Source organism: Burkholderia lata (genome assembly GCF_902499025.1).
GTDB classification, from domain to species: Bacteria; Pseudomonadota; Gammaproteobacteria; order Burkholderiales; family Burkholderiaceae; genus Burkholderia; species Burkholderia lata_C.
On the sequence record NZ_CABVPW010000026.1, the window covers coordinates 72,024 to 94,968 of the forward strand.

At 67.5% G+C, this 22,945-nt stretch carries 21 protein-coding genes and 1 pseudogene; 8 read left to right on the plus strand and 14 right to left on the minus strand.

What is annotated here, in order from left to right:
• Positions 1-38 precede the first annotated feature (38 nt).
• On the plus strand, positions 39-344 hold the full coding sequence (locus BDI24065_RS24980; RefSeq protein ID WP_027783774.1) for a hypothetical protein: 306 nt from the start codon (positions 39-41) through the stop codon (positions 342-344).
• A 124-nt stretch (positions 345-468) separates the two neighbouring features.
• Here the strand turns inward: BDI24065_RS24980 and BDI24065_RS24985 are convergent, their stop codons facing one another.
• Both BDI24065_RS24985 and BDI24065_RS24990 read right to left on the minus strand, forming a co-directional pair.
• Positions 469-1,137, minus strand: a complete 669-nt coding sequence (locus BDI24065_RS24985) for a LysE family translocator (protein WP_175033514.1) — start codon at positions 1,135-1,137, stop codon at positions 469-471.
• 58 nt (positions 1,138-1,195) lie between these two features.
• Positions 1,196-2,752, minus strand: a complete 1,557-nt coding sequence (locus BDI24065_RS24990) for a UbiD family decarboxylase (protein ID WP_175033515.1) — start codon at positions 2,750-2,752, stop codon at positions 1,196-1,198.
• Here BDI24065_RS24990 and BDI24065_RS24995 point away from each other — a divergent pair.
• Together BDI24065_RS24995 and BDI24065_RS25000 are read left to right on the plus strand one after the other, a co-directional pair.
• Entirely contained in the window at positions 2,724-2,918 is a 195-nt protein-coding gene (locus BDI24065_RS24995) for a hypothetical protein (RefSeq protein ID WP_175033516.1), read from the plus strand. The genes BDI24065_RS24990 and BDI24065_RS24995 overlap by 29 nt on opposite strands.
• 431 nt (positions 2,919-3,349) lie before the next feature.
• The gene (locus BDI24065_RS25000) at positions 3,350-4,456 is read left to right on the plus strand and encodes a transglycosylase SLT domain-containing protein (protein WP_175033517.1); all 1,107 of its coding nucleotides are present in this window, start codon (positions 3,350-3,352) and stop codon (positions 4,454-4,456) included.
• A 113-nt stretch (positions 4,457-4,569) separates the two neighbouring features.
• Here BDI24065_RS25000 and BDI24065_RS25005 read toward each other — a convergent pair whose 3' ends face one another.
• The 9 genes and pseudogenes from BDI24065_RS25005 to BDI24065_RS25045 all read right to left on the minus strand — a co-directional run bounded on the left by BDI24065_RS25005 (position 4,570) and on the right by BDI24065_RS25045 (position 12,354).
• Positions 4,570-5,766: a pyridoxal phosphate-dependent aminotransferase gene (locus BDI24065_RS25005; RefSeq protein ID WP_175025622.1), complete on the minus strand. Its 1,197-nt coding sequence runs from the start codon at positions 5,764-5,766 to the stop codon at positions 4,570-4,572.
• A gap of 72 nt (positions 5,767-5,838) precedes the next feature.
• The gene (gene nusB / locus BDI24065_RS25010) at positions 5,839-6,276 is read right to left on the minus strand and encodes a transcription antitermination factor NusB (protein ID WP_021157083.1); all 438 of its coding nucleotides are present in this window, start codon (positions 6,274-6,276) and stop codon (positions 5,839-5,841) included.
• A complete protein-coding gene (gene ribH / locus BDI24065_RS25015) occupies positions 6,273-6,791 on the minus strand; it encodes a 6,7-dimethyl-8-ribityllumazine synthase (RefSeq protein WP_011351235.1) in 519 nt (172 codons plus the stop codon). Before ribH ends, nusB begins: the two co-directional genes overlap by 4 nt.
• A gap of 53 nt (positions 6,792-6,844) precedes the next feature.
• A complete protein-coding gene (gene ribBA, locus BDI24065_RS25020) occupies positions 6,845-7,987 on the minus strand; it encodes a bifunctional 3,4-dihydroxy-2-butanone-4-phosphate synthase/GTP cyclohydrolase II (RefSeq protein ID WP_175014011.1) in 1,143 nt (380 codons plus the stop codon).
• A gap of 193 nt (positions 7,988-8,180) precedes the next feature.
• Positions 8,181-8,699, minus strand: a complete 519-nt coding sequence (locus BDI24065_RS25025; RefSeq protein ID WP_175033518.1) for a DUF1993 domain-containing protein — start codon at positions 8,697-8,699, stop codon at positions 8,181-8,183.
• 366 nt (positions 8,700-9,065) lie between these two features.
• Positions 9,066-9,203, minus strand: a pseudogene (locus tag BDI24065_RS25030) (riboflavin synthase); the annotation flags it as partial.
• An 89-nt stretch (positions 9,204-9,292) separates the two neighbouring features.
• Entirely contained in the window at positions 9,293-10,414 is a 1,122-nt protein-coding gene (ribD, locus tag BDI24065_RS25035) for a bifunctional diaminohydroxyphosphoribosylaminopyrimidine deaminase/5-amino-6-(5-phosphoribosylamino)uracil reductase RibD (RefSeq protein ID WP_175033519.1), read from the minus strand.
• A gap of 15 nt (positions 10,415-10,429) precedes the next feature.
• Positions 10,430-11,713, minus strand: a complete 1,284-nt coding sequence (gene hemL / locus BDI24065_RS25040) for a glutamate-1-semialdehyde 2,1-aminomutase (protein WP_175033520.1) — start codon at positions 11,711-11,713, stop codon at positions 10,430-10,432.
• Positions 11,714-11,889: 176 nt separating this feature from the next.
• Positions 11,890-12,354, minus strand: a complete 465-nt coding sequence (locus BDI24065_RS25045) for a hypothetical protein (RefSeq protein WP_174951059.1) — start codon at positions 12,352-12,354, stop codon at positions 11,890-11,892.
• Positions 12,355-12,603: 249 nt separating this feature from the next.
• Here BDI24065_RS25045 and BDI24065_RS25050 point away from each other — a divergent pair, with 249 nt between their 5' ends.
• Positions 12,604-13,821: a Bcr/CflA family multidrug efflux MFS transporter gene (locus BDI24065_RS25050; RefSeq protein WP_174941429.1), complete on the plus strand. Its 1,218-nt coding sequence runs from the start codon at positions 12,604-12,606 to the stop codon at positions 13,819-13,821.
• Positions 13,822-13,917: 96 nt separating this feature from the next.
• Here BDI24065_RS25050 and BDI24065_RS25055 read toward each other — a convergent pair whose 3' ends face one another.
• From BDI24065_RS25055 to zwf, 3 genes are all read right to left on the minus strand, one after another.
• Positions 13,918-15,846, minus strand: a complete 1,929-nt coding sequence (locus BDI24065_RS25055; RefSeq protein WP_175033521.1) for a bifunctional transcriptional regulator/glucokinase — start codon at positions 15,844-15,846, stop codon at positions 13,918-13,920.
• Positions 15,824-16,504, minus strand: a complete 681-nt coding sequence (pgl, locus tag BDI24065_RS25060; RefSeq protein WP_175033522.1) for a 6-phosphogluconolactonase — start codon at positions 16,502-16,504, stop codon at positions 15,824-15,826. Before pgl ends, BDI24065_RS25055 begins: the two co-directional genes overlap by 23 nt.
• Positions 16,505-16,592: 88 nt before the next feature.
• A complete protein-coding gene (zwf, locus tag BDI24065_RS25065; protein WP_174941423.1) occupies positions 16,593-18,062 on the minus strand; it encodes a glucose-6-phosphate dehydrogenase in 1,470 nt (489 codons plus the stop codon).
• 429 nt (positions 18,063-18,491) lie between these two features.
• On the opposite strand from zwf, the gene BDI24065_RS25070 reads away from it, so the two are divergent.
• From BDI24065_RS25070 to BDI24065_RS25085, 4 genes are all read left to right on the plus strand, one after another.
• Positions 18,492-19,739: an ABC transporter substrate-binding protein gene (locus BDI24065_RS25070; protein ID WP_060229382.1), complete on the plus strand. Its 1,248-nt coding sequence runs from the start codon at positions 18,492-18,494 to the stop codon at positions 19,737-19,739.
• A 138-nt stretch (positions 19,740-19,877) separates the two neighbouring features.
• Positions 19,878-20,816 (plus strand): carbohydrate ABC transporter permease, encoded by a 939-nt coding sequence (locus BDI24065_RS25075; protein WP_011351250.1) that lies wholly within the window; start codon positions 19,878-19,880, stop codon positions 20,814-20,816.
• Complete coding sequence (locus BDI24065_RS25080) at positions 20,806-21,663, plus strand: carbohydrate ABC transporter permease (protein WP_043181722.1); 858 nt, start codon at positions 20,806-20,808, stop codon at positions 21,661-21,663. Before BDI24065_RS25075 ends, BDI24065_RS25080 begins: the two co-directional genes overlap by 11 nt.
• A 112-nt stretch (positions 21,664-21,775) precedes the next feature.
• A complete protein-coding gene (locus BDI24065_RS25085) occupies positions 21,776-22,894 on the plus strand; it encodes an ABC transporter ATP-binding protein (protein WP_175033523.1) in 1,119 nt (372 codons plus the stop codon).
• Positions 22,895-22,945: the final 51 nt, after the last annotated feature.

Genomic DNA, 22,945 nt, shown 5'->3' on the forward strand with positions numbered 1-22,945 from the left:
AGGGGCGCATAAAATACCGCTCCAGCAGGAGAATCGAAGTGAAAAAGCTCATTCCGTTCATCGCCGCCGCCGCGCTGGGCCTGGGTGCCGCAAGCGCTGCGCAGGCTCACGTGTCGATCGGGGTCGGCATCGGTATCCCGGTCGCGCCCGCGTATCCCGTCTATGCACCGCCGCCGCCCGTGTACTACGCGCCGCCGCCTCCGCCCGTCTATTACGCACCGGCGCCGGCCTACTACGCGCCGCCGCCCGCGGTGGTCGTCGGCGGCTATGGTGGCTACTATGGCCGTCCGTACTGGCGTCACGGTTACGGCGGCTGGGGCCATCACGGCTACTGGCGTCGCTGATTTGTGCCGCGCGGCCTAGCCGCGCGTGGCAAAACGGCGCAACGTCCCGCGAGGGGCGCTGCGCCGTTTTTTCTTTTGGGCTGCCGCCCGACTTCGGTGAGCGGCCCGTGCAGGCCGGCTGCGATTACACCGCGTGCACGATCAGGTCGCGGTAGCCGCCGACAATCACGCTGTACGAGAAATACGCGAACAGCAGCGCCGACGCGATGTGACACGCGCGCATCAGCCCGGCGCCCGCGCGCTTGCGGCCCTGGCTCGCGAGCGTGCACATGAAGAGCGTCCACGCGAGGCCGCCGAGGAAAAAGCCCGACAGGAACACCGACGCGGTGGCCGGCGTGGTCGCGCCGGCTTTTGCGATCAGCGCGCCGCCGACCGCCGCGAACCACAGGATCGCGCTCGGCGACGACATCGCGAGCAGCATCCCGCGCAGGAAACTGCGCCGGGCGCTGGCGCGCGGCTGCGGCGCGTCCTCGGCATCGTCGCCGGCCGCCTTGGCCGGCGCGAGCGCTTCGCGCGCCATCTTCCACGTGAGGAACAGCAGCACGGCGCCGCCGCCGATCCACACGATCCAGCGCACCGGCTCGAACTGCAGCAGCACGGCCATCCCCGCGAGCGCGAGCGCCGCATAGACGAGATCGCCGACGCACGAACCGATGCCGAGCCAGAAGCCCGGCCGGAAACCGTGCGACAGCGTCAGCGACAGCATCGCAACGTTCACGAGGCCGATGTCGAGGCACAGCGACAGCGACAGAAAGAAACCGTCGGACAGCATGGAGGCGGGCGGAAAGGTCATCTTCGTTGTGCTTGTAGCGATGGCAGTCCACGGGCCGGCAGGCGCCGGCCGCGTGGCATCAGAGGCCGATCTCCTGCCAGAGCCGGTCGACGCGCGCCTTCACGGCCGCATCCATCTCGATCGGGCGGCCCCATTCGCGGTTGGTCTCGCCGGGCCACTTGTTGGTTGCGTCGAGCCCCATCTTCGAACCGAGGCCGGCCACCGGCGACGCGAAGTCGAGATAGTCGATCGGCGTGCTGTCGACCATCACGGTGTCGCGCACGGGGTCGACGCGCGTCGTGATCGCCCAGATCACTTCCTTCCAGTCGCGGATGTTCACGTCTTCGTCGACGACCACGATGAACTTCGTATACATGAACTGCCGCAGGAAGCTCCACACGCCGAACATCACGCGCTTCGCGTGGCCCGCGTAGCTCTTCTTCATCTGGACGATGGCCATCCGGTAGCTGCAGCCTTCGGGCGGCAGGTAGAAGTCGGTGATCTCGGTGAACTGCTTCTGCAGCAGCGGCACGAACACTTCGTTGAGCGCGACGCCGAGCACCGCGGGCTCGTCCGGCGGCTTGCCCGTGTAGGTCGAGTGGTAGATCGCATCGCGGCGCATCGTGATGCGCTCGACGGTGAATACCGGGAACCACTCCTGCTCGTTGTAATAGCCGGTGTGGTCGCCGTACGGGCCTTCGAGCGCGTGCTCGTACTTGGCCGACGCGTTGCCGGCCGGACGCGGCGGTGCGCCGGCCGGAGCGGGGGCGGGCGAGCCTTCCTGCGGATAAATGAAGCCTTCGAGCACGATCTCCGCGCGCGCGGGCACCTGTAGCGTGTCGACGCCGGGCGTCAGGCACTTCGCGAGCTCGGTGCGGCTGCCGCGCAGCAGGCCGGCGAACTGGTACTCGGACAGCGAATCGGGCACGGGCGTCACCGCGCCGAGCGTCGTGGCCGGATCGGCACCGAGCACGACCGCGACCGGATACGGCTTGCCGGGGTTCTGCAGCGCGAATTCGCGGAAGTCGAGCGCGCCGCCGCGATGCGCGAGCCAGCGCATGATCAGCTTGTTGCGGCCGATCAGCTGCTGGCGGTAGATGCCGAGGTTCTGCCGCGACTTGTTCGGCCCGCGCGTGACCGTCAGGCCCCACGTGACGAGCGGCCCCGCGTCGCCAGGCCAGCAGGTCTGGATCGGCAGCCGGTTCAGGTCGACGTCGGCGCCTTCCCAGACGATCTCCTGGCACGGCGGCGACGACACCGATTTCGGCGCCATGTCCCACACGGCCTTCGCGAGCGACAGCAGCTTGCCGGCGTCCTTCAGGCTCTTCGGCGGATCGGGCTCCTTCAATGCGGACAGCAGGCGCCCGAGATCGCGCAGTGAATCGAGCGCGGCGTCGTCGCCCGCATCGACGCCCATCCCGAGCGCGACGCGGCGCGGCGTGCCGAACAGGTTGCCGAGCACCGGGAAATCGTAGCCGGTCGGTGCGTTGAACAGCAGCGCAGGGCCGCCGGCGCGCAGCACGCGGTCGCACAGCTCGGTCATTTCGAGCACGGGCGACACGGGCTGCGTGACGCGCCGCAGCTCGCCGAGCGCCTCGAGGCGCTGGATGAAATCGCGTAAGTCTTTGTATTTCATGAAGATGGTCCGGGCCACCCGCAAGGCGGGCAGCGATGGGTGGGCGCAGCGGCCGGCTGCGACCCCGAATCGACCGACGATTTTACCCGCGCTGCCGCATGCCCGCCCGGCGGAGAAAAAAGTCGACCGCGCGCAAACCCCCTACGGCACGGGGCTCACGATCTGAAGAGCGACCGTAAATTACTTTTTGTTATAATTTCAAGGTTTTATAGTGTTGACGATCTATAAAACCCTGCTAGAATCCGCTCACATTGGCTGCAGGGTAAAAGGCTTCGAGCCGCCAATCACCGATCTTTGACGCAGCGCGTCACCGTCCGCCGAAACCTGCACGGCGTATCCGACGGCCTTTAGTTGTAGTCACAGCCAGCGCCCCCAGGACGCTGGTTTTTGCGTGGGTGCCACCGCGTATGCCCGCCTCGCCCAGTGTGCGAAGGTGCCGGCCCTCTTACACCGTGGCCTCGAACGGTACTTATACCGTTTCCCCGATGCTTGCACGCCCCAACCAAAGCGTGCGGCGTCGTGATTCCGCGGCGCGTTACCTGTCTCGCCATCGAGCTGAGCGAGCCGCACGAGTCATGTTCATGGGAGATGATCTGAATGAACGCTTGGTTATCGTGGCGTCCTAGTGAGCAGCATGCGCAGTTCGTGCGCAGCATGCTGCGTCGCGGGACGCGTGTCAGTCACCATCTATTCAGCGTTGTCGGCTGTCTCGCTGTCGCAGTTGCGCTCGCACTGTGGCTGCTGCCAACCGTCCGCGGCACGCTCGCCGCGAAGCTGATGCCGGTCGTATCCGCGGCCGTGCAAGCCGGCCCGGCCCGTCTGCTGACCGGCCATCCGCTGCCGAACTTCGCGCCCGCCGGCGCGCAGCCGCAGCAGGAAGACAACGGCCCTGAAACGGACGCGCTTGCGGTCGGCCTCGACGTCGCACCGGAAGCCGCCGCCACGCAGGGTGATGCGTCAAACGGCCCGTCGCCCGTCGCGCTTGCGAAGCTGATCCCGACCCAGCGCGTGGCGGCCGATGCGCGTGACGACCGTGCGCTCGCATCGAATCGCGAACAGGCGCTCGTCGCGACCTACCTGTCGCGCCGTTACCACGTCGCACAGGAGCCGCTTGGCCAGCTCGTCAAGGCTGCGTTCCAGACCGGCCGTGACGTCGGCCTCGATCCGCTGCTGCTGCTGTCCGTGATGGCGATCGAATCGGGCTTCAACCCGTACGCTGAAAGCGGCGTCGGCGCGAAGGGCCTGATGCAGGTCATGTCGAAGGTCCACTCCGACAAGTTCGAGTATTTCGGCGGCACCGATACCGCACTGCAGCCGCTCGCGAACCTCCAGGTCGGCGCACTCGTGCTGAAGGACTGCATCGCACGTGGCGGCTCGCTCGCGAACGGCCTGCGCATGTACAACGGCTCGACGAACCCCGAGGACAACGGCTACGGTTCGAAGGTGATGGCCGAGCGCGGTCGCCTGCGTGATGTCGCGCGTGGTCGTAGCGTGCCGGTCAATGCGCCGCAGGCGCCGGCGAAGCCGATCGTCACGGCCGCCGCCATGACGGCAGCAGCAGGCGGTGCGAAGCGCGTGCATGCGACGCTCGAAACGTCGACGTCGGCGAAGTCGACGGCACCGAAGGAAGCCACGTCGCAGGACGACGCGAGCGTCGATACCGCGAAGCAGTCGCACAGCGACCATTCGGAGCTTGGCGCGTAACGTGCGGCGGTAACGTACCGCACGGCTGCGGCCGGCAGGAAATGAAAAGGCACCCGATCCGGGTGCCTTTTCCTTTTTGCGGGGTGCGAAATGGCCGCCGCGTCGGCCGCGTGTCAGTGCTGCCCGAACAGTGTCGCGAGCCGGTCGACCGCCTCCTCGAGCCGCGAGTAAGCCGTCGCATAGGACAGGCGGATATAGTCGCGCGGCGCATGCACACCGAAGTCCATGCCGGGCACCAGCACGACGCCCGCGTCGTGCAGCATCGCCGTGGTGAGCGCGGCGCTGTCGCCGGCCGCCGGGTGAGCGACGCCGCCGCAGTGCGCATACACGTAGAACGCGCCATCCGGCATCACGGGCACCGTGAAGCCGAGCCGTTCGAGCGCCGGTGCGATGAAATCGCGACGGCGCTTGAATTCGAGCCGGCGGGCTTCGTAGATGTCGAGCGCGGCCGGCTCAAAGCACGCGAGCGCCGCGTGCTGCGCAAGCGCGGACGGGCAGATGAACAGGTTCTGCGCCAGCTTTTCGAACGTGCCGACCAGCGCCGGCGGCACGACCAGCCAGCCGAGCCGCCAGCCCGTCATGCTGAAATACTTGGAGAAGCTGTTCACGGTGACGACGTCGTCGCCGAACGACAGCGCCGACACCGGCGCCGCGTCGTAGCTGAGCCCCTGGTAGATCTCGTCGACGATCGTGAAGCCGCCGCGTGCGCGCACGGCTTCGACGATCCGCTTCAGCTCGTCCGGCTCGAGCGACGTGCCGGTCGGGTTCGACGGCGACGCGAGCAGCACGCCGCGCGTGCGGTCGCCCCAGCGCGTGCGGACGTCGTCCTCGGTGAGCTGGAAGCGCGCGTCCGGGCCGCTCGGCACGAGCACCGCGCGGCCTTCGGCCGCCGCGACGAAGTGCCGGTTGCACGGATACGACGGGTCGGGCATCAGCACCTCGTCGTCACGCCCGACGAGCGCGAGGCATGCGAGCAGCAGCGCGGCCGACGCGCCGGCCGTCACGACGATCCGTTCCGGACTGATCGTGAGGCCGTAGGCACGCGCATAGTGCGCGGCGATCGCCTCGCGCAGCGGCGCGATGCCGAGCGCGCTCGTATATTGCGTGACGCCGCGGCGCAGTGCGGCCGCGGCCGCTTCGACCACCGGTTCCGGCGCCGTGAAATCCGGCTCGCCGATGCCCATGTGGATAACATCGCGCCCGGAGGACTCGAGACGCTGTGCCTCCTTCATCAGTTCCATCACGTAGAAGGGCTGGATCGCGTCGACGCGTGCGGCGAGTTTGACGAGCGAATCGGTGGCGGTATTCATCGGGCGGGCAGGGCGAGGAGGCGGGGCAAAAGAAAAAACGGGCGCATGCGCGCCCGTTCCGGACCAACGGGTTCAGCCGTTGCGGCGCGCCTGCGTTTCGGCGGGGCGCAGCTTCGCGGCGAGCTTGTCGAGCACGCCGTTCACGTACTTGTAGCCGTCGGAGCCGCCGAACGTCTTCGCGAGTTCGACAGCTTCGTTGATGATCACGCGGTACGGCGTTTCGACATGGTGCGTGAGCTCGAACGTCGCGATCAGCAGCACGGCGCGTTCGACCGGCGACAACTGGTCGATCGGGCGGTCGAGCGACGGCGTCAGCGCTTCGACGAGCGTCGCGTGCTCGCGGATCACGCCGTGCAGGATCGCGTCGAGCAGCTCCTTGTCAGCCTTGTCGTAACCGAGCGCGCCGCGCAGTTGCGCGTCGATCTCGCCGGAGGATGCGTTCGACAGCAGCCACTGGTACAGCCCCTGCGTCGCCAGCTCGCGCGATTGTCGGCGGGCGCTCTTCTTCATGCGCGCTCCTCTTCGTCGTCTTCGTCTTCTTCTTCGTCCTCGTCGTCATCGCCGAGCTGGTCGAGTGCCATCGTCAGGTTGGCCATCTCGACGGCGACGCGTGCGGCGTCACGACCCTTTTCGGTCATGCGCGCGACGGCCTGCTCGTCGTTTTCGGTCGTCAGGACCGCGTTCGCGATCGGCAGGTTGAAGTCGAGGCCGATGCGGGTGATGCCCGCGCCGCTCTCGTTCGACACGAGTTCGAAGTGGTAGGTCTCGCCGCGGATCACCGCGCCGAGCGCGATCAGTGCGTCGAACTGGCCGCTTTCCGCGAGCTTTTGCAGCGCGAGCGGGATTTCCAGTGCGCCGGGCACCGACACGAGCAGCACGTCTTCACCGGTGACGCCGAGGCGTTCCAGTTCCTCGACGCACGCGTCGGCGAGGCCGTTGCACACGGGCTCGTTGAAGCGCGATTGCACGATGCCGATACGCAGGCCGTCGCCTTCGAGATTCGGTTGGTATTGTCCGATTTCCATGATCTTGTCCGTGGTGTGGATGAACGGTTATAGGGCGAAAGCGCCGTGGCGGGTTACGCGTTGGACGCCGGGCAGGACTTGGCTTCGCCGCCGGGCATCGGAATGAAGCCCGTGACTTCCAGGCCGTAGCCGGACATGCTGCCCAGCTTGCGCGGATTCGACAGCACCTGCATCTTGCCGACGCCGACATCGCGCAGGATCTGCGCGCCGATGCCGAACGTCTTGAAATCTACCGGCCGGCGCTTGAGCGCGGCGGCCTTTTCTTCCTCGTCGAACGCCTTGAAGACGTCGATCAGGTGTTCCTTCGTGTCGCCGCAGTTGAGCAGCACGATCACGCCGAGATCGCGCTCCGCGATCTCGCGCATCGCGGCATCGAGCGTCCACGAGTGCGTCGACACGCCCGTTTCGAGCAGGTCGAGCACCGACAGCGGCTCGTGCACGCGCACCGGCGTATCGACGTCGGGCGACGGCGCACCGCGCACCAGCGCGATGTGCGGCGAGCCGCTCGGCTGGTCGCGGTACAGCACCGCGCGGAACGTGCCGTGCGCGGTCTGCATCGTGCGCTCGGCGATCCGCTCGATGATCGATTCGGTGCGGCTGCGGTACTGGATCAGGTCGGCGATCGTGCCGATCTTCAGGTTGTGTTCCTGCGCGAACTCGATCAGGTCGGGCAGGCGCGCCATCGTGCCGTCGTCCTTGATGATCTCGCAGATCACCGCGGCCGGCGTGAGGCCCGCGAGCGCGGTGAAGTCGCAACCGGCTTCGGTGTGGCCCGCACGAACGAGCACGCCGCCCGGCTGCGCCATGATCGGGAACACGTGGCCCGGCTGCACGATGTGCTCCGGGCGCACGTCGTGCGCGACCGCCGTGGCGATCGTGTGCGCACGGTCGGCGGCCGAGATGCCGGTCGTCACGCCTTCGGCCGCTTCGATGCTGACCGTGAACGCGGTGCCGTACTGCGTGCCGTTGCGGTAGGTCATCAGCGGCAGGTGCAGCTGCTTGCAGCGCTCCTGCGTCAACGTCAGACAAACCAGGCCGCGGCCGTACTTGGCCATGAAGTTGATCGCTTCCGGCGTGACGAATTCGGCGGCGATCACGAGGTCACCCTCGTTTTCGCGGTCTTCTTCGTCGACCAGGATCACCATCCGGCCGGCTTTCAGCTCGGCGATGATGTCGAGCGTGGAGGCGAGCGTCATAAGGGGGCGTGAAAGAGGAAAGTGCGTATTTTACGCCAGCCGGACGACCTTTCGGCTGGCATGGGTCGCGCGCGGCCGGCGAGCGCTCCGGAAAGCGCTGCGGCCGGCCGGCGCGGCGGGCCTGGCCGGGCCGCCGCGCGTAGTTTGCACGCGGGTGCGGACGGTTGCGGGCCGGGCTTTGCCCGGCCACGCGTCAGGCATGCTGGTCGCGTCCGCCCAGGTAGTCGAGCTTGCCGAGTTCGACGCCGCTGTGGCGCAGGATGTCGTACGCGGTCGTCACGTGGAAGAAGAAATTGGGCAGCACGAAATTCAGCAGGTACGACTGGCCGGTGAACTCGATCGGGCCGACGCGCATCTTCAGCACGACCTGGCGCGCCTCGCTGCCGTCGATCTGCGCGGCGTCGAAGCTTTTCAGGTAGTCGATCGTCTTCTGGATGCGTGCGTGCAGTTCGTCGAAGGTCTGCTCGACGTCCGGGTAGCTCGGGATCTCGACATCGGCGAGCCGCGCGGCGCAGCCCTTGGCCGTGTCGGTCGCGATGTAGACCTGGCGGACGAGCGGCAGCATGTCCGGGTACAGGCGGGCGCCGACGAACACCGACGGATCGATCTGCTTTTCGGCCGCGTGCGCCTGCGCCTTGCCGAGGATGTGCTGCAGGTTGGTCAGGCCACGGATCAGCACGGGCAGCGAAGCCTGGTACATCGAGATGGACATGGGGACGACTCCTTGAGGAAGAGGGCGGCCGGTTTGCGGCACGTCGTGCGTTGCGGCGTTGAAACCGCTGTCGACGCATCTTAGCGCGGCGGCATGACCCGTGCGCGTCGTTGGCCATTCGGCCAGCTGTCGGGGCGGGCCGGCGAGCGTCGAGCGCAGGCGTCGTTGCTTCGACCGGCGACGCGCGGCGAGAAATGGGGCGGGAGCAATCCGCGTCGTCCCGACGCGATGGACATCGGGACGGCCCGCCGCGCGGGGCGAAATGCGCCGTGCGGCGGGTTCGACCGGCGGCCGGCCGAACGAGGTGGCGCGGTGGCGGCGCCCCGACCGCGACGGGCCGAACCGCCAGTCCGCGAACCGGCGCAATCAGTCCTGATGCACGCCCTGCGACGTCGACAGCATCCGCTCCACATACCGCGCGATCATGTCGACTTCGAGATTGACCTTGTCACCGGCCTTCACATGCCGCAGCGTCGTGACCTCGACCGTATGTGGAATCAGGTCGCCGGCATCGACCGACGCGCCGAGCGGCAGGATCGATTCGATACGGCCGACGGCCGCGACAATGCCGGCAAACATCGTGACGATCCCGTTCAGTGAGGCGCGTCGGGCGGCGCGAAGCGCGCGAGGATCCGCAGATCGTCGCCGACCCGCTCGAACCCGTGGAACGACAGCCGCGTGCGTGCGTCGAGGCTCGCCGGCGCCGCGAGGTCGAACATGCCGGCCGCATCGGCGCCCAGCAGGCTCGGTGCGAGGTAGACGAGCAATTCGTCGACGCACTGCTCGCGCAGCAGCGAGCCGTTCAGCTTGTGGCCGGCCTCGACGTGCAGTTCGTTGACGCCGCGCGCGCCGAGCGCCGCCAGCATCGCGGGCAGGTCGACCTTGCCTTGCGCATTGGCGATCGGCACGATTTCCGCGCCGCGCGCCTTCAGCACGTTCGCGCGCACTTCGCCGGCGGCGTCGAGCCGGCCGCAGAAGATCAGCAGCGGCGCACCCTCGAGCAGCCGCGCGTCGAGCGGCAGGTCGAGGCGGCTGTCCACCAGGATGCGTTGCGGCTGGCGCGGCGTGTCGATGCCGCGCACGGTCAGCAGCGGGTTGTCTTCACGCACGGTGCCGATGCCGGTGAGGATCGCGCAGGCGCGCGCGCGCCACGCATGTCCGTCGAGGCGCGCGGCCTCGCCGGTGATCCACTGGCTTTCGCCTGACGGCAGCGCGGTGCGGCCGTCGAGCGACGCGGCGGTCTTCAGCCGAACCCACGGGCGGCCGCGCGTCATCCGCGACACGAAGCCGATGTTCAGCTCGCCGGCTTCATGCGCGAGCAGCCCGCAGCGCACGTCGATGCCCGCGTCGCGCAGCATGCCGAGGCCGCGCCCCGACACCTGCGGGTTCGGGTCTTCCATCGCGGCGACGACCTTCGCGACGCGCGCGTCGATCAGCGCGTTCGCGCACGGCGGCGTGCGGCCGAAATGGCTGCACGGCTCGAGCGTTACGTAGACGGTCGAACCCGCGACGTCGTAGCCGCGTGCGCGTGCGTCCTTCAGCGCCTGCACTTCCGCGTGATCCTGGCCGGCCGGCTGCGTGAAGCCTTCGCCGATCACGTCGCCGTCCTTGACGATCACGCAGCCGACCCGCGGGTTCGGCGCCGTCGTATACATGCCGCGCGCGGCGAGCGCGAGCGCGCGCTGCATGTGGGCGAAATCGATATCCGAGAACATGCGCGCGGACCCGGGTCAGGCGGCGAGTGCCGCGAATGCGCGGCGTGCGGCCGCGAGCGTCGCGTCGATCACCGCGTCGTCGTGCGTGCTCGACACGAAGCCGGCCTCGTACGCGGACGGCGCGAAGTACACGCCTTCGTCGAGCATCAGGTGGAAGAAGCGGTTGAAGCGCTCGGTGTCGCTCTTCGTCACTTCGGCGAAGCTCGCCGGCACGCGTTCGGCGAAGTAGAGGCCGAACATCGCACCGATCGAGTCGGCCGCGAACGGCACGCCGGCCGCACGCGCTTCGGCCGCGAGGCCGTCGGCGAGACGCTTCGTCTGCGCGGTGAGCGCGTCGTAGAAGCCGGGTGCCTGGATCAGCTGCAGCGTCTTCAGGCCCGCGGCGACCGCGATCGGGTTGCCCGACAGCGTGCCGGCCTGGTAGACGCCGCCGAGCGGCGCGAGGTGGGCCATGATGTCGCGGCGGCCGCCGAATGCAGCAGCCGGCATCCCGCCGCCGATCACCTTGCCGAGGCAGGTGAGGTCGGCCGTGATCCCGTAGTACGCCTGTGCGCCGCCGAGCGCGACGCGGAACCCGCACATCACTTCGTCGAAGATCAGCACGGCGCCGTGCTTCGTGCACAGCGCGCGCAGCGCGTTCAGGAATTCCGGCGTGCCGCGCACGAGGTTCATGTTGCCCGCGACCGGCTCGACGATCACGGCGGCGATCTCGTCGCCGAACGTGCCGAACGCTTCTTCGAGCGCGGCGACGTTGTTGTATTCGAGGACGGTCGTGTGCTTCGCGATGTCGGCGGGCACGCCGGCCGACGTCGGGTTGCCGAACGTCAGCAGGCCCGAGCCGGCCTTCACGAGCAGGCTGTCCGCATGGCCGTGGTAGCAGCCCTCGAACTTGACGATGCGGCTGCGGCCCGTGAAGCCGCGCGCGAGACGCAGCGCGCTCATCGTGGCCTCGGTGCCGCTCGACACCATCCGCACCTGCTCGATCGACGGCACGAGCTTGCAGATTTCCTCGGCGATCACGATCTCGGCTTCGGTCGGCGCGCCGAACGAGAAGCCGTCGGCGAGCACGTTCTGCACGGCCGACAGCACTTCCGGATGGACGTGGCCGACGATCATCGGGCCCCAGGAGCCGATGTAGTCGATGTACTGCTTGCCGTCGGCATCCCAGAAGTACGGGCCTTGCGCGCGCGCGACGAAGCGCGGCGTGCCGCCGACCGAACGGAATGCGCGCACCGGCGAGTTGACGCCGCCGGGAATGGTCTTCTGGGCGCGTTCGAAGAGGATCTGATTGTTGGACATGGCGAAACCTGCGAGAGAAGGGCGCGGGGGCCTGTGCACGGGCCGCGGCGCCTGGGCGGAACGATCCGTCCGATTGTACCGGAGACGCGCGCGGCGGGCCCGCGGCGCGGTCTGCGGCCTTTCGGCGCGTGAGCGATCGCGCGGGCCGTGAAGGAACGGAGGGCGATTCGGCCCCGTTATCGATCCGGCAAGGGGGGCGGCTTGCGCTTGCCGGTCAGTTCGGCCCAGCGCTTTTCGAGCGGGCCTTCGACCATCGGCTTGATCACCGTGCCGGAGCTCTGCGCATCCCAGGTCTGCACCGAGTACGGGTGGACGCGCAGCGCGTCGCGCGCGATCACGACGTCCTGGTGCGCGTCGACCAGCCAGTCGTACACGAAGTCGATGCACAGCCGGTAGCCGCGCTTGGTCGCCGGATCGGGCACCTCGTACGGCGCGCGCGTCACGTAGCCGGAGCCGAACACGCCCTTGGGCTCCTTCGCGACGCGATGCAGGAACACGCGGTCGCCCGGCAGGATGCCGCGCGCGAAGCCGCAGCCCCACACGTCATGCACGGCCTCGCCGGCCTTCACGCGCGCGGCGACGTCGGGCAGTTCGGGCCACGGCCATTTCTTGGGGCTCCAGATCAGCAGGAAAGCGGTCATCGGTTCGGTCGTACGCTGTATTGGTCAGACAAGAAGGGGGGAGGCGCTGCAAGCTTAATCGAATCCCCGCTCGTGATCCCGCGCGGCGAGCGCCACGCGGGTACTTTTCGGTCCGCCGCGCACGCGAGCCGCCAGCACGTAAAAAAGTTGCGCGTACAATCATGGGCCTGGGCGCGCCGTTCGCGGCGCGGCTTCCCGTCTTCACCGCCACGCGCGCCCCGATGCGCGCGGGCTCCATTCCGGATACCCATGTCTCACGTCATCCGACGCCGGCCCGATGCCCGGCTGATCCTGTTGCTCGGCGCGCTCGCCGCCTGCGGGCCGATCGCTACCGACATGTACCTGCCGAGCCTGCCGTCGATCGCCGACGGCTTTTCCGTCAGCCCCGGCGCTGCGCAGCGCACGCTGACGAGCTTCATGGCCGGCTTCTCGGTCGGCATGCTGCTGTACGGCCCGCTGTCCGACACGTGGGGCCGCCGCCCCGTGCTGCTCGGCGGCATCGCGCTGTTCACGCTTGCGAGCATCGGCTGCTTCGTGTCGACCTCGATCGACATGCTGATCCTCGTGCGCTTCCTGCAGGCGCTCGGCGCCGGCGCGGCGTCGGTGCTGTCGCGTGCGATCGCGCGTGACGCGCACGAGCCGACCGACGCGGCGAAGGTGCTGTCGATGGTCGCGATCGTCACCGCGGTCGGGCCGTTGCTCGCACCGTTGATCGGTGGCCAGATCCTGCGTTTCTCGGGCTGGCGCGGCGTGTTCGTCGTGCTGGCCGTGTTCGGCGCGGTGTGCGCGGCGACCGCATACCTGCGCGTGCCCGAAACCTGGCCGAAGGAGCGGCGCAAGAGCGCGGCCGTGCTCGCGTCGTTCGCGTCGTACGGGCGCATCCTGTCCGATCCCGTCGCATGGGGGCACATGCTGTGCGGCGGGATGGCGTTCGCGTCGATGTTCTCGTACATCACCGCCACACCGTTCGTGTACATCGAATATTTCCACGTGTCGCCGCAGCACTACGGGCTGCTGTTCGGCCTGAACGTCGTCGGCATCATGATCGGCAACTTCGCGAACACACGGCTCGTCGGCCGCCTCGGTTCGCTGCGCATCATCGCGGCCGCGTCGCTCGTGAGCTGCATCGCGTCGCTCGCGGTCGCGCTCGTCGCGCTGACGGGGTGGGGCGGGCTGTGGTCGATCGTCGTGTGCCTGTTCTTCGTCGTCGGCGTGGTCGGGATCCTGTCCGCGAACTGCACGACCGACCTCATGCATCGCTATCCGCACAATGCGGGCGCGTCGGCGGCCGTGTTCGGCGCGATGCAGCTGGCGCTCGGCGCGCTCGCGAGCGTCGCGATCGGCGCACTCGCGGACGGCACGCCGTTCGCGATGGGCGTGACGATCGGCATCTCGGGCGTATTGTGTTTCGCCGGGCGCTACCTCGTGCTGCGCTGGCACGGGCGGCCGGTCAAGGCGGGCGCCTGATCCGCGGCCATGCGGCAGAATGAAAAACGCCACCGCGCGCGCTGCGCCGGTGGCGTTTTTGTTTGGAACGCGGGAAGCGGCTGCCGCCGCGCCGCGTCAATCCCGCGCGACGTCCTTCGCCGCCGGCGATGCGCCGTGGCTCAGCCAGTCGAGCACGTCGGCCGTTTCGTCGTCGTTCGCGCGTGCCTTCGCCTGCGCGACGGCCTCGGGCAGTTCGCCGTTCGTCGACGCACGACGGATCGCGACGCCGACCGCGAGGATGTCGATCATCAGCAGATGCAGGATCCGCGAGATCATCGACAGCTGCGACTCGCGCATCTCGATGTGGTCGGTTTCGAGCGCGACGGTTGCGCGCTTCGCGAGCGGCGTGTTGCTCGACGTGATCGCGATCACCTTCGCGCCGGCCTGCATCGCGACGTCGAGCACGCGCAGCAGCTCGGGCGCGCGTCCCGACTTCGACACCGCGACGATCACGTCGCCCTTGCCGAGCAGCGCGGCCGATGCGGCCTGCATGTACAGGTCGCCGTACGCGATCGTCGGGATCCCGAAGCGGAAGAACTTGTAGTGTGCGTCCTGCGCGACGATGTTCGAGTTGCCGAGCCCGTAGAACTCGATGCGCCGCGCGCCGTTCAGGATCTCGATCGCGTTCTCGACGTGCTCGAAATTCAGGTGCTCGCGCAGCTGCAGGATCGCCGACACCGTGTTGTCGAGCACCTTCGCGCCGAAGTCGGTGGCCGTGTCGCCGAGATGCACCTGGCTGTGGCTCATCGGGATCGTGCCCGTGAGGCCGGTGGCGAGCTTCAGCTTGAAGTCGGACAGCCCCTGGCAGCCGAGCGAGCGGCAGAAGCGGATCACCGTCGGCTGGCTCACGTCGGCCTTGCGTGCGATGTCGACGATCGGATCGTTGATGATCGAGCGCGGATGGTTCAGTGCGAGATCGGCGACGCGGCGTTCGGCCGGCGTCAGCGCGTCGCGCATCTGGCGGATCCGCTCGAACACGGCCGACGACGCACCGCCCGAGCGGTTCGACAGCTGCTCCGCGAGGATCGCCGATACGCCGAGGAACGCCGGGTATTCGGCGGTGATCAGGTAGGTCGGGATGTTCTCGAGGTAGTGCGTGAAGCGGCCCTTCGCCTCGAAACGCGCGCGGAACGACGAGCGCGTGAACAGTTCGCCGAGCTTCAGCGCGACGCCGCCGCCGATGTACACGCCCCCGAGCGCGCCGAGCGTCAGCGCGACGCTGCCCGCGAACGCGCCGAGAATCCCGCAGAAGCATTCGACCGTCTCGAGCGCGAGTGCGTCGCCCGCATGTGCGCGTTCGACGATCTCGACCGTGTCGACGGTCGCGGCCACGCGCTTCTTGTCGCGTGCCGCGAGCGCGCGATAGATGATCTCCATGCCGGGGCCCGCGCACACGCGTTCGAACGACACGTGCGGAAACTTCTTGCGCGCGTACTGCAGCACCAGGTCCTCGCGCTCGTCCTGCGGCGCGAACGACGCATGGCCGCCTTCGCTGCCGAGCGCGATCCAGCGGTCGTCGGCCGGGATCAGCCCCGACACGCCGAGCCCGGTGCCGGGCCCGAGCAGACCGATCACGCTGTTCTGGCGGCGCGCGCCACCGCCGACCTGCACGCGCTGCGCGTCGGTCAGGCCCGGCAGCGCCATCGCGAGCGCGGTGAAATCGTTGACGACGAGCAGCGTATCGAAGCCGAGCGCGCGGCGCGTCGCCTCGATCGAGAAGGTCCAGTCGTGGTTGGTCATCGTGACCTGATCGCCGTCGACCGGATTGGCGATCGCGATCGCCGCGTGGTTCACGCGGCTGATCTTCACGTCCTTCAGGTATTTGCGGATCGCGTCGGTGAGCGTCGGATAGTCGGCACCGGGATACACGCGGATCTGCGTGATGTCGCCCGGGCCGGTTTCCAGCGCGAAGCGCGCGTTGGTGCCGCCGACGTCCGCGAGCAGGCGCGGGCCGTCGGCATGCTGGCCCGCGACAACCGCCTTACTTTGCGCACCAGTAGACATCGAGCTGGGTCCCCTTGTCGTTGGCCAGTTGGGAAATCGCGTTCTTCTGCAGCGATGCGGCTGCGGCGTCGAGCACCGCACGTTTGCGGTCGCCCGCGATCAGCAGGAACAGCCGGTCGACGCGCTTGAGCGCATCGAGCGAGAAGCTCACGCGCGCATGCGGCGCGGCGCCGGGATGCACGGCGACGAAACGCTCGGGCGTCGTGATCGCGTGATCCCATTCGGGTGCATCGGCGAAGATCGACGCGGTATGGCCGTCCTCGCCCATGCCGAGCACGGCGACGGTCGGCACGCGGTAGTCGGCGTTCGCGTTCAGTGCGGCGACGTGCGCGTCGAGCGCGGCGCGCGTGTCGACGAGCGGCAGGAAGCGGGCAGGGGCGGCTGCGTGCTGCAGCAGCGTGTCGCGCACGAGGTGCGCGTTGCTGGCTGCGTCGTCTTCGGGCACCCAGCGGTCGTCGACCAGCGTCACGTCGACGCCGGCCCAGTCGAGCGCCGCGTGCGACAGCGTTTGCAGGAACGGGCGCGGGCTCGTGCCGCCGGACACCGCGAGCGTCGGGCGCGCGGGGCCGGCGAGCGCGGCGCGCAGCGCATCGCCGACGGCGCGCGCGAGCGCTTCGCTTTGCGCTTCCTGGGTGTCGAAAGCGTGGATCTCGATCACATCTCCTCCGGACTGCTTTGTCTGTTCAAATCGTACGAATCGTGGGGCACGTTGCCGCGTACGGTGGCGTGCGCGGCAACGGTTTGCATCAGTTCTCTTCTTCGAGCCAGCAGGTGTCGTGCTGCGCGAGCATCGCGCTCGCCGCGGCCGGCCCCCACGTGCCCGCCGCATACGGCTTCGGCGGCTTCAGCGTGCGTGCCCATTCGTTCAGGATAGGCTCGACCCAGCGCCATGCGGCTTCCTGTTCGTCGCGGCGCACGAAGAGGGCGAGACGGCCGTTGATCACGTCGAGCAGCAGGCGCTGGTACGCCTCCATCTGCCCTTCCTTGAAGAACTGGTCGAACGCGAGGTCGAGGTGCACGCTCGCGAGGTTCATCCCTTCGCCCGGCTGCTTCGCGAGGCAGTACAGGCGGATCGTCTCGTTCGGCTGCAGCCGGATCACGAGGCGGTTCGAGCCGGGCCGCAGCGCGGTGGGCCCGAGCGCCGAATGCGGCACCGGGCGGAAATTGACGACGATCTCCGCGACGCGATCGGCAAGGCGCTTGCCGGTGCGCAGGAAGAACGGTACACCGGCCCAGCGCCAGTTCTCGATCTCGACCTTCAGCGCGACGAAGGTTTCGGTCTGGCTGTCGGGCTTCACGCCCGGTTCGGTCGCGTAGGCCGGCACCTGCGCGCCCTTGATCACGCCCGCATGATACTGGCCGCGCACGGCAACCTTGCCGATGTCGCGCGGATCGACCGGCTTCAGCGCGCGCAGCACGCGCAGCTTCTCGTCGCGTACCGAATCCGAATCCATCGAATGCGGCGGTTCCATCGCGACGATCGACAGCAGCTGCAGCAGGTGGTTCTGCACCATGTCGCGCAGCGCGCCCGTATTGTCGTAGAAATCGCCGCGTGCCTCGACGCCGAGCTCCTCGGCGATCGTGATCTGGATGCTCTCGACCCATTCGCGGCGCCACAGCGGCTCGAACAGCGCATTGCCGAAGCGCAGCGCGAGCAGGTTCTGCACGGGTTCCTTGCCGAGGTAGTGGTCGATCCGGTAGATCTGGCCTTCCGCGAAGATCTCGCCGACCGCGTCGTTGATCGCATTCGACGACTTCAGGTCGTAGCCGAGCGGCTTCTCGAGCACGATGCGCGAGCCTTCGTTCAGGCCGACCGACGCGAGCGCCTTGCAGATCGGCACGAACAGCGACGGGCCCGTCGCCAGATAGAACACGCGGATGCCGGGCAGCGATGCCACCGCGTCGCGCAGCACGACGTAGTCTTCCGCGCGGCCGAGATCGAGGTGCACGTACTCGATGCGATCGAGGAAGGACTTCCACGCAGCTTCGTCGAACGCCTTGCCGGCGGCCTTGGCCGCGTGCGGCTTCACGTGTGTGTCGACCCATTCGAGATAGGACGCACGATCCGATTCGTGACGCGCCACGGCAACGATCCGGCCGCTCTCCGCCAGCATGTTCGCACGGTGCGCCTCGAACAGCGCGGGCAGGATCTTGCGCATCGACAGATCGCCGGTGCCGCCGAAAAGTACGAAGGTAAAGCTGGAATCGGTATGCATGTGTCTCCGCCGGGTTGGGGTGCTGGGAAGCGATCCGTAGTGCGATAAAAATATTTTTGACACTGAATTGTAGTTTAACTACAATCCGCCGCAAGGGGTAGCACCTGGGTGAAGAAAAAAAGAAGTGCGGTCGATGAACTGCGCGAGCTTCACCTTCGGGAACGCCATGTGCCGAATGTTATCGGACATTGACGGCGCGCATCGTCAGCGCGACGTCGCCCCCGGGCTCGCGCCGCATCATCGCGGCGGGCCAGAAACACAAAGAGGAGACACGCCGTTGAATCTCGATTCACGCTTTCTGTAAGAGCCCGGCCGGTCATCGGCCCCGTACGCTGCATGCGTCCCGCGGCTCGATTTCCCCGTCGTTATCAAGAAGCCGGTTCCCGTCAGGGAACTTCACGAGTTGATTCAGTCTGGAGGAGATAAGTAATGAAAGTTCGCTCGATCATGGGCGCGCTCTGCGCCGCAGGTCTGATGGCTGGCGCCGTGGCGGCGCAGGCAGCCGAGAATGTGACGGTGCTGCACTGGTGGACCTCGGGTGGCGAGTCGAAGGCCGTCGGCGTGCTGAAGGACGACGTGCAGAAGCAGGGCTACGTGTGGAAGGACTTCGCGGTCGCGGGCGGCGCCGGCGCCGCGGCAATGACCGCACTGAAGACCAAGGTGATCAGCGGCGACGCACCGTCGGCCGCGCAGATCAAGGGCCCGCTGATCCAGGACTGGGCCGACCAGGGCGTGCTCGTCAACATCGATTCCGCTGCCGGCGACTGGAAGCAGAACCTGCCGCCGGAAATCGACAAGATCATCAAGTACAAGGGCCACACCGTCGCGGCGCCGTTCTCGGTGCACCGCGTGAACTGGCTGTACATCAACAAGGCCGCGCTCGACAAGGTCGGCGCGAAGGTGCCGACCACCTGGCCTGAATTCTTCGCGGTGGCCGACAAGCTGAAGGCCGCGGGCATCCAGCCGGTCGCGATGGGCGGCCAGCCGTGGCAGGATCTGACGCTGTGGGAAGACGTCGTGCTGTCGCAGGGCCCGGCGTTCTACAAGAAGGCGCTGGTCGACCTCGACCAGGCGACGCTGACGTCGCCGCAGATGCTGTCCGTGTTCGACACGGTGCGCAAGATCCAGGGCTACTTCGATACCGGCCGTAACGGCCGCGACTGGAACCTCGCGACCGCGATGGTGATCAACGGCAAGGCCGGCATGCAGTTCATGGGCGACTGGGCGAAGGGCGAGTTCGAGAACGCCGGCAAGAAGGCGGGCAAGGACTACATCTGCGCGGCGGTGCCGGGCACGGCGAATTCGTACACGTTCAACGTCGATTCGTTCGTGTTCTTCCAGCAGAAGGGCGAGAAGGCGGCGACGCCGGGCCAGCTCGCGCTCGCGAAGACGATCATGACGCCGGACTTCCAGGAACAGTTCAGCCTGCTGAAGGGTTCGGTGCCGGTACGCCTCGGCGTGAAGATGGACAAGTTCGACGACTGCGCGAAGAAGTCGTATGCCGACGAGCAGACCGCGATCAAGTCGGGCGGCTTCGTGCCGTCGCTCGCGCACGGGATGGCGCAGAGCGATGCGACCGCCGGCGCGATCACGGACGTCGTGACGAAGTTCATGAACTCGCAGCAGGATTCGAAGAGCGCGGTTGCCGCGCTCGCGAAGGCCGCGAAGGTCAAGTAACGCGCGACAGGCGCCCGGCCGGAAGCGCTTCATCGGCCGGGCGTTTTTGCATGTGCAGCAAACGGGCTCGCCCGCGGGCTCGTGCCGTATCTGGCGCCGGCCCGGCCTGCGTCGCCCTCGTTCCAGGAGTCGAATCAAGTGGCTGCCCCTCTTAGCGGAAACGGATCCGGCGCTGCCGCCGCACGGCGTACGTCGCCGATGTCGGCCTTCGCCGATCGCTGGATCCCGAAGCTCGTGCTCGCGCCGAGCGTCGCGATCGCCGTGGTGTTCATCTACGGCTTCATCCTGATTACCGGCTATCTGTCGCTGACCAACTCGCGACTGTTGCCGAACTACGAATTCGACGGCTTCGGCCGTTACACGGACCTGTTCCAGAACGACGTGTGGTGGACCTCCGCCGCGAACCTCGGCTGGTTCGGGATTCCGTTCATCGCGATCTGCGTCGCGCTCGGGCTGTTCCTCGCGATCCTGCTCGACCAGCGGATCCGCAACGAAGGCGCGCTGCGCGCGGTCTTCCTGTATCCGATGGCGCTGTCGTTCATCGTCACCGGCACCGCGTGGCAGTGGATCCTGAACCCGGGCCTCGGCCTCGAGAAGGTGATGCACGACTGGGGCTGGACGAGCTTCTCGTTCGACTGGCTCGGCGATCCGGACAAGGCGATCTTCTGCGTGGTGATCGCGGCCGTGTGGCAGTCGACCGGATTCGTGATGGCGCTGTTCCTCGCGGGGCTGCGCGGCGTCGACGCGGAGATCTTCAAGGCCGCGCAGGTGGACGGCGCGACGCTGCCGACCATCTACCGCAAGATCGTGATCCCGAGCATGCGCCCGGTGTTCTTCTCGGTGCTGCTGATCCTCTGCCACATCACGATCAAGACCTTCGACCTCGTCGTCGCGCTGACGGCGGGCGGCCCGGGCACGTCGTCGTCGCTGCCGGCCATGTTCATGTACACGTTTTCGTTCAACCGCGGCCAGCTCGGGCTCGGCGCGGCGTCCTCGGTGATGATGCTCGCGACCGTGGTCGCAGTGCTGGTGCCGCTGATGTATATGGAATCGAGGAGCACCCGCAATGCAGCCTAAGATGACGATCAGCCGGGCAGTGATCTATGCGGCACTGATCCTGTTCGCGCTGTATTTCCTGTTCCCGATCTACGTGATGCTGTCGACGTCGTTCAAGGATCTCGACCAGCTGCGTACCGGCAACCTGCTGACGCCGCCCACCACGTGGACCATCGACCCGTGGGTGAAGGCGTGGAGCGGCGCGTGTACCGGCGTGCGCTGCGACGGGATGAAGCCGTTCTTCCTGAATTCGCTGCAGATGGTGATCCCGGCGGTGCTGATCTCGTCGCTGATCGGCGCGTTCAACGGCTACGTGCTCACGCACTGGCGCTTTCGCGGTGCGGACGCGCTGTTCACGATGATGCTGGTTGGCTGCTTCATCCCGTTCCAGGTGATCCTGCTGCCGATGGCGCGCCTGCAGGGGATGCTCGGCCTCGCCAACACGATTCCGGGCCTCGTGTTCGTGCACGTCGTGTACGGCATCGCGTTCACGACGATGTTCTTCCGCAACTTCTACGTGAGCGTGCCGGCCGAGCTCGTGAAGGCCGCGCGCATCGACGGCGCGGGCTTCTTCACGATCTTCACGAAGATCCTGCTGCCGGTGTCGCTGCCGATCTTCATGGTGTGCCTGATCTGGCAGTTCACGCAGATCTGGAACGACTTCCTGTTCGGGATCGTGTTCTCCGGCGTCGATTCGATGCCGATCACGGTTGCGCTGAACAACCTCGTCAACACGTCGACGGGCGTGAAGGAATACAACGTCGACATGGCCGGCGCGATCATCGCCGCGCTGCCGACGCTGCTCGTCTACATCGTCGCCGGCCGCTACTTCGTGCGCGGGCTGACGGCGGGCGCGGTGAAGGGGTAAGCGCGGCTTCATCCGATACGACGAACCGGCCGCGCCTCGCGCGCGGCGCATCGAAACGAACCCGACGCGGCGCCCGAGTGCGCCGCGCGAGACGAGACAGAGGATTCACAGCATGGCAAGCCTTTCCATCCGTGACGTGTACAAGACCTACCCGAACGGGGTGCCGGTCCTGAAGGGTGTCGACATCGAGATCGAGGACGGACAGTTCCTGATCCTGGTCGGCGGGTCGGGCTGCGGGAAGTCGACGCTGCTCAACATGATCGCCGGGCTCGAGACCGTGACGAGCGGCGAGATCTGCATCGACGGCAAGGTCGTCAACGACCTGTCGCCGAAGGATCGCGACATCGCGATGGTGTTCCAGTCGTACGCGCTGTATCCGTCGATGACGGTGCGCGAGAACATCTCGTTCGGCCTGAACATCCGCAAGGTGCCGAAGAGCGAGCAGCAGCAGATCGTCGACCGCGTGTCGCAGATGTTGCAGATCCAGCACCTGCTTGACCGCAAGCCGGGCCAGTTGTCGGGCGGCCAGCGCCAGCGTGTCGCGATGGGCCGTGCGCTCGCGCGCGATCCGTCGCTGTTCCTGTTCGACGAGCCGCTGTCGAACCTCGACGCGAAGCTGCGCATCGAGATGCGCGCGGAAATCAAGCTGCTGCACCAGCGTCTCGGCACGACGATCGTCTACGTGACGCACGACCAGATCGAGGCGATGACGCTCGGCGACCGGATCGCGGTGATGAAGGACGGCGTGGTCCAGCAGTTCGGCGCGCCGCAGGAGATCTACGATTCGCCGTCGAACCTGTTCGTCGCGGGCTTCATCGGCGCGCCGCCGATGAACTTCATCAACGGCAAGCTGGTCGAGCAGGGCAGCGGGATCGCGCTCGAGATCGACACGGGCGTCAAGCGCGGCGTGCTGAACCTGCCGTTCGACGCGGCGAAGCTGAAGTCGCACGTCGGTCGCGAGGTGATCCTCGGCCTGCGTCCGGAGCGCATCACCGACGTGCGCCACGCGCACAACGGCGACGCGTCGCACCTGCAGCCGTTCGACGTGCGCGTTGACGTGACCGAGCCGACCGGGCCCGATACGCACGTGTTCGCGCAGGTCAACGGCAAGCGCATCGTGAGCCGCGTGCATCCGGCCGCGAACCCGCAACCCGAACAGACGCTGTCGCTGCTGTTCGACGTGTCGAAGGCCGTGCTGTTCGACCCGGCGTCGGAAGAACGGATCGCGTAACGCGGCGCTCGCGCTGAACGAAAGAAGGGGCCGTCTCGAACGGCCCCTTTT

What these genes read in the sequence shown, in the direction of transcription:
- BDI24065_RS24990 (WP_175033515.1), bottom strand. Translation starts at nt 2,752, where the DNA reads ATGAAATACAAAGACTTACGCGATTTCATCCAGCGCCTCGAGGCGCTC.
- BDI24065_RS25005 (WP_175025622.1), bottom strand. Translation starts at nt 5,766, where the DNA reads ATGAATACCGCCACCGATTCGCTCGTCAAACTCGCCGCACGCGTCGAC.
- BDI24065_RS25055 (WP_175033521.1), bottom strand. Translation starts at nt 15,846, where the DNA reads ATGTCTACTGGTGCGCAAAGTAAGGCGGTTGTCGCGGGCCAGCATGCC.
- BDI24065_RS25045 (WP_174951059.1), bottom strand. Translation starts at nt 12,354, where the DNA reads ATGACCGCTTTCCTGCTGATCTGGAGCCCCAAGAAATGGCCGTGGCCC.
- hemL (WP_175033520.1), bottom strand. Translation starts at nt 11,713, where the DNA reads ATGTCCAACAATCAGATCCTCTTCGAACGCGCCCAGAAGACCATTCCC.
- BDI24065_RS25025 (WP_175033518.1), bottom strand. Translation starts at nt 8,699, where the DNA reads ATGTCCATCTCGATGTACCAGGCTTCGCTGCCCGTGCTGATCCGTGGC.
- BDI24065_RS25070 (WP_060229382.1), top strand. Translation starts at nt 18,492, where the DNA reads ATGAAAGTTCGCTCGATCATGGGCGCGCTCTGCGCCGCAGGTCTGATG.
- ribH (WP_011351235.1), bottom strand. Translation starts at nt 6,791, where the DNA reads ATGGAAATCGGACAATACCAACCGAATCTCGAAGGCGACGGCCTGCGT.
- BDI24065_RS24985 (WP_175033514.1), bottom strand. Translation starts at nt 1,137, where the DNA reads ATGACCTTTCCGCCCGCCTCCATGCTGTCCGACGGTTTCTTTCTGTCG.
- BDI24065_RS25000 (WP_175033517.1), top strand. Translation starts at nt 3,350, where the DNA reads ATGAACGCTTGGTTATCGTGGCGTCCTAGTGAGCAGCATGCGCAGTTC.
- nusB (WP_021157083.1), bottom strand. Translation starts at nt 6,276, where the DNA reads ATGAAGAAGAGCGCCCGCCGACAATCGCGCGAGCTGGCGACGCAGGGG.
- ribBA (WP_175014011.1), bottom strand. Translation starts at nt 7,987, where the DNA reads ATGACGCTCGCCTCCACGCTCGACATCATCGCCGAGCTGAAAGCCGGC.
- zwf (WP_174941423.1), bottom strand. Translation starts at nt 18,062, where the DNA reads ATGCATACCGATTCCAGCTTTACCTTCGTACTTTTCGGCGGCACCGGC.
- BDI24065_RS25050 (WP_174941429.1), top strand. Translation starts at nt 12,604, where the DNA reads ATGTCTCACGTCATCCGACGCCGGCCCGATGCCCGGCTGATCCTGTTG.
- BDI24065_RS24995 (WP_175033516.1), top strand. Translation starts at nt 2,724, where the DNA reads ATGAAATCGCGTAAGTCTTTGTATTTCATGAAGATGGTCCGGGCCACC.
- BDI24065_RS25080 (WP_043181722.1), top strand. Translation starts at nt 20,806, where the DNA reads ATGCAGCCTAAGATGACGATCAGCCGGGCAGTGATCTATGCGGCACTG.
- ribD (WP_175033519.1), bottom strand. Translation starts at nt 10,414, where the DNA reads ATGTTCTCGGATATCGATTTCGCCCACATGCAGCGCGCGCTCGCGCTC.
- BDI24065_RS25085 (WP_175033523.1), top strand. Translation starts at nt 21,776, where the DNA reads ATGGCAAGCCTTTCCATCCGTGACGTGTACAAGACCTACCCGAACGGG.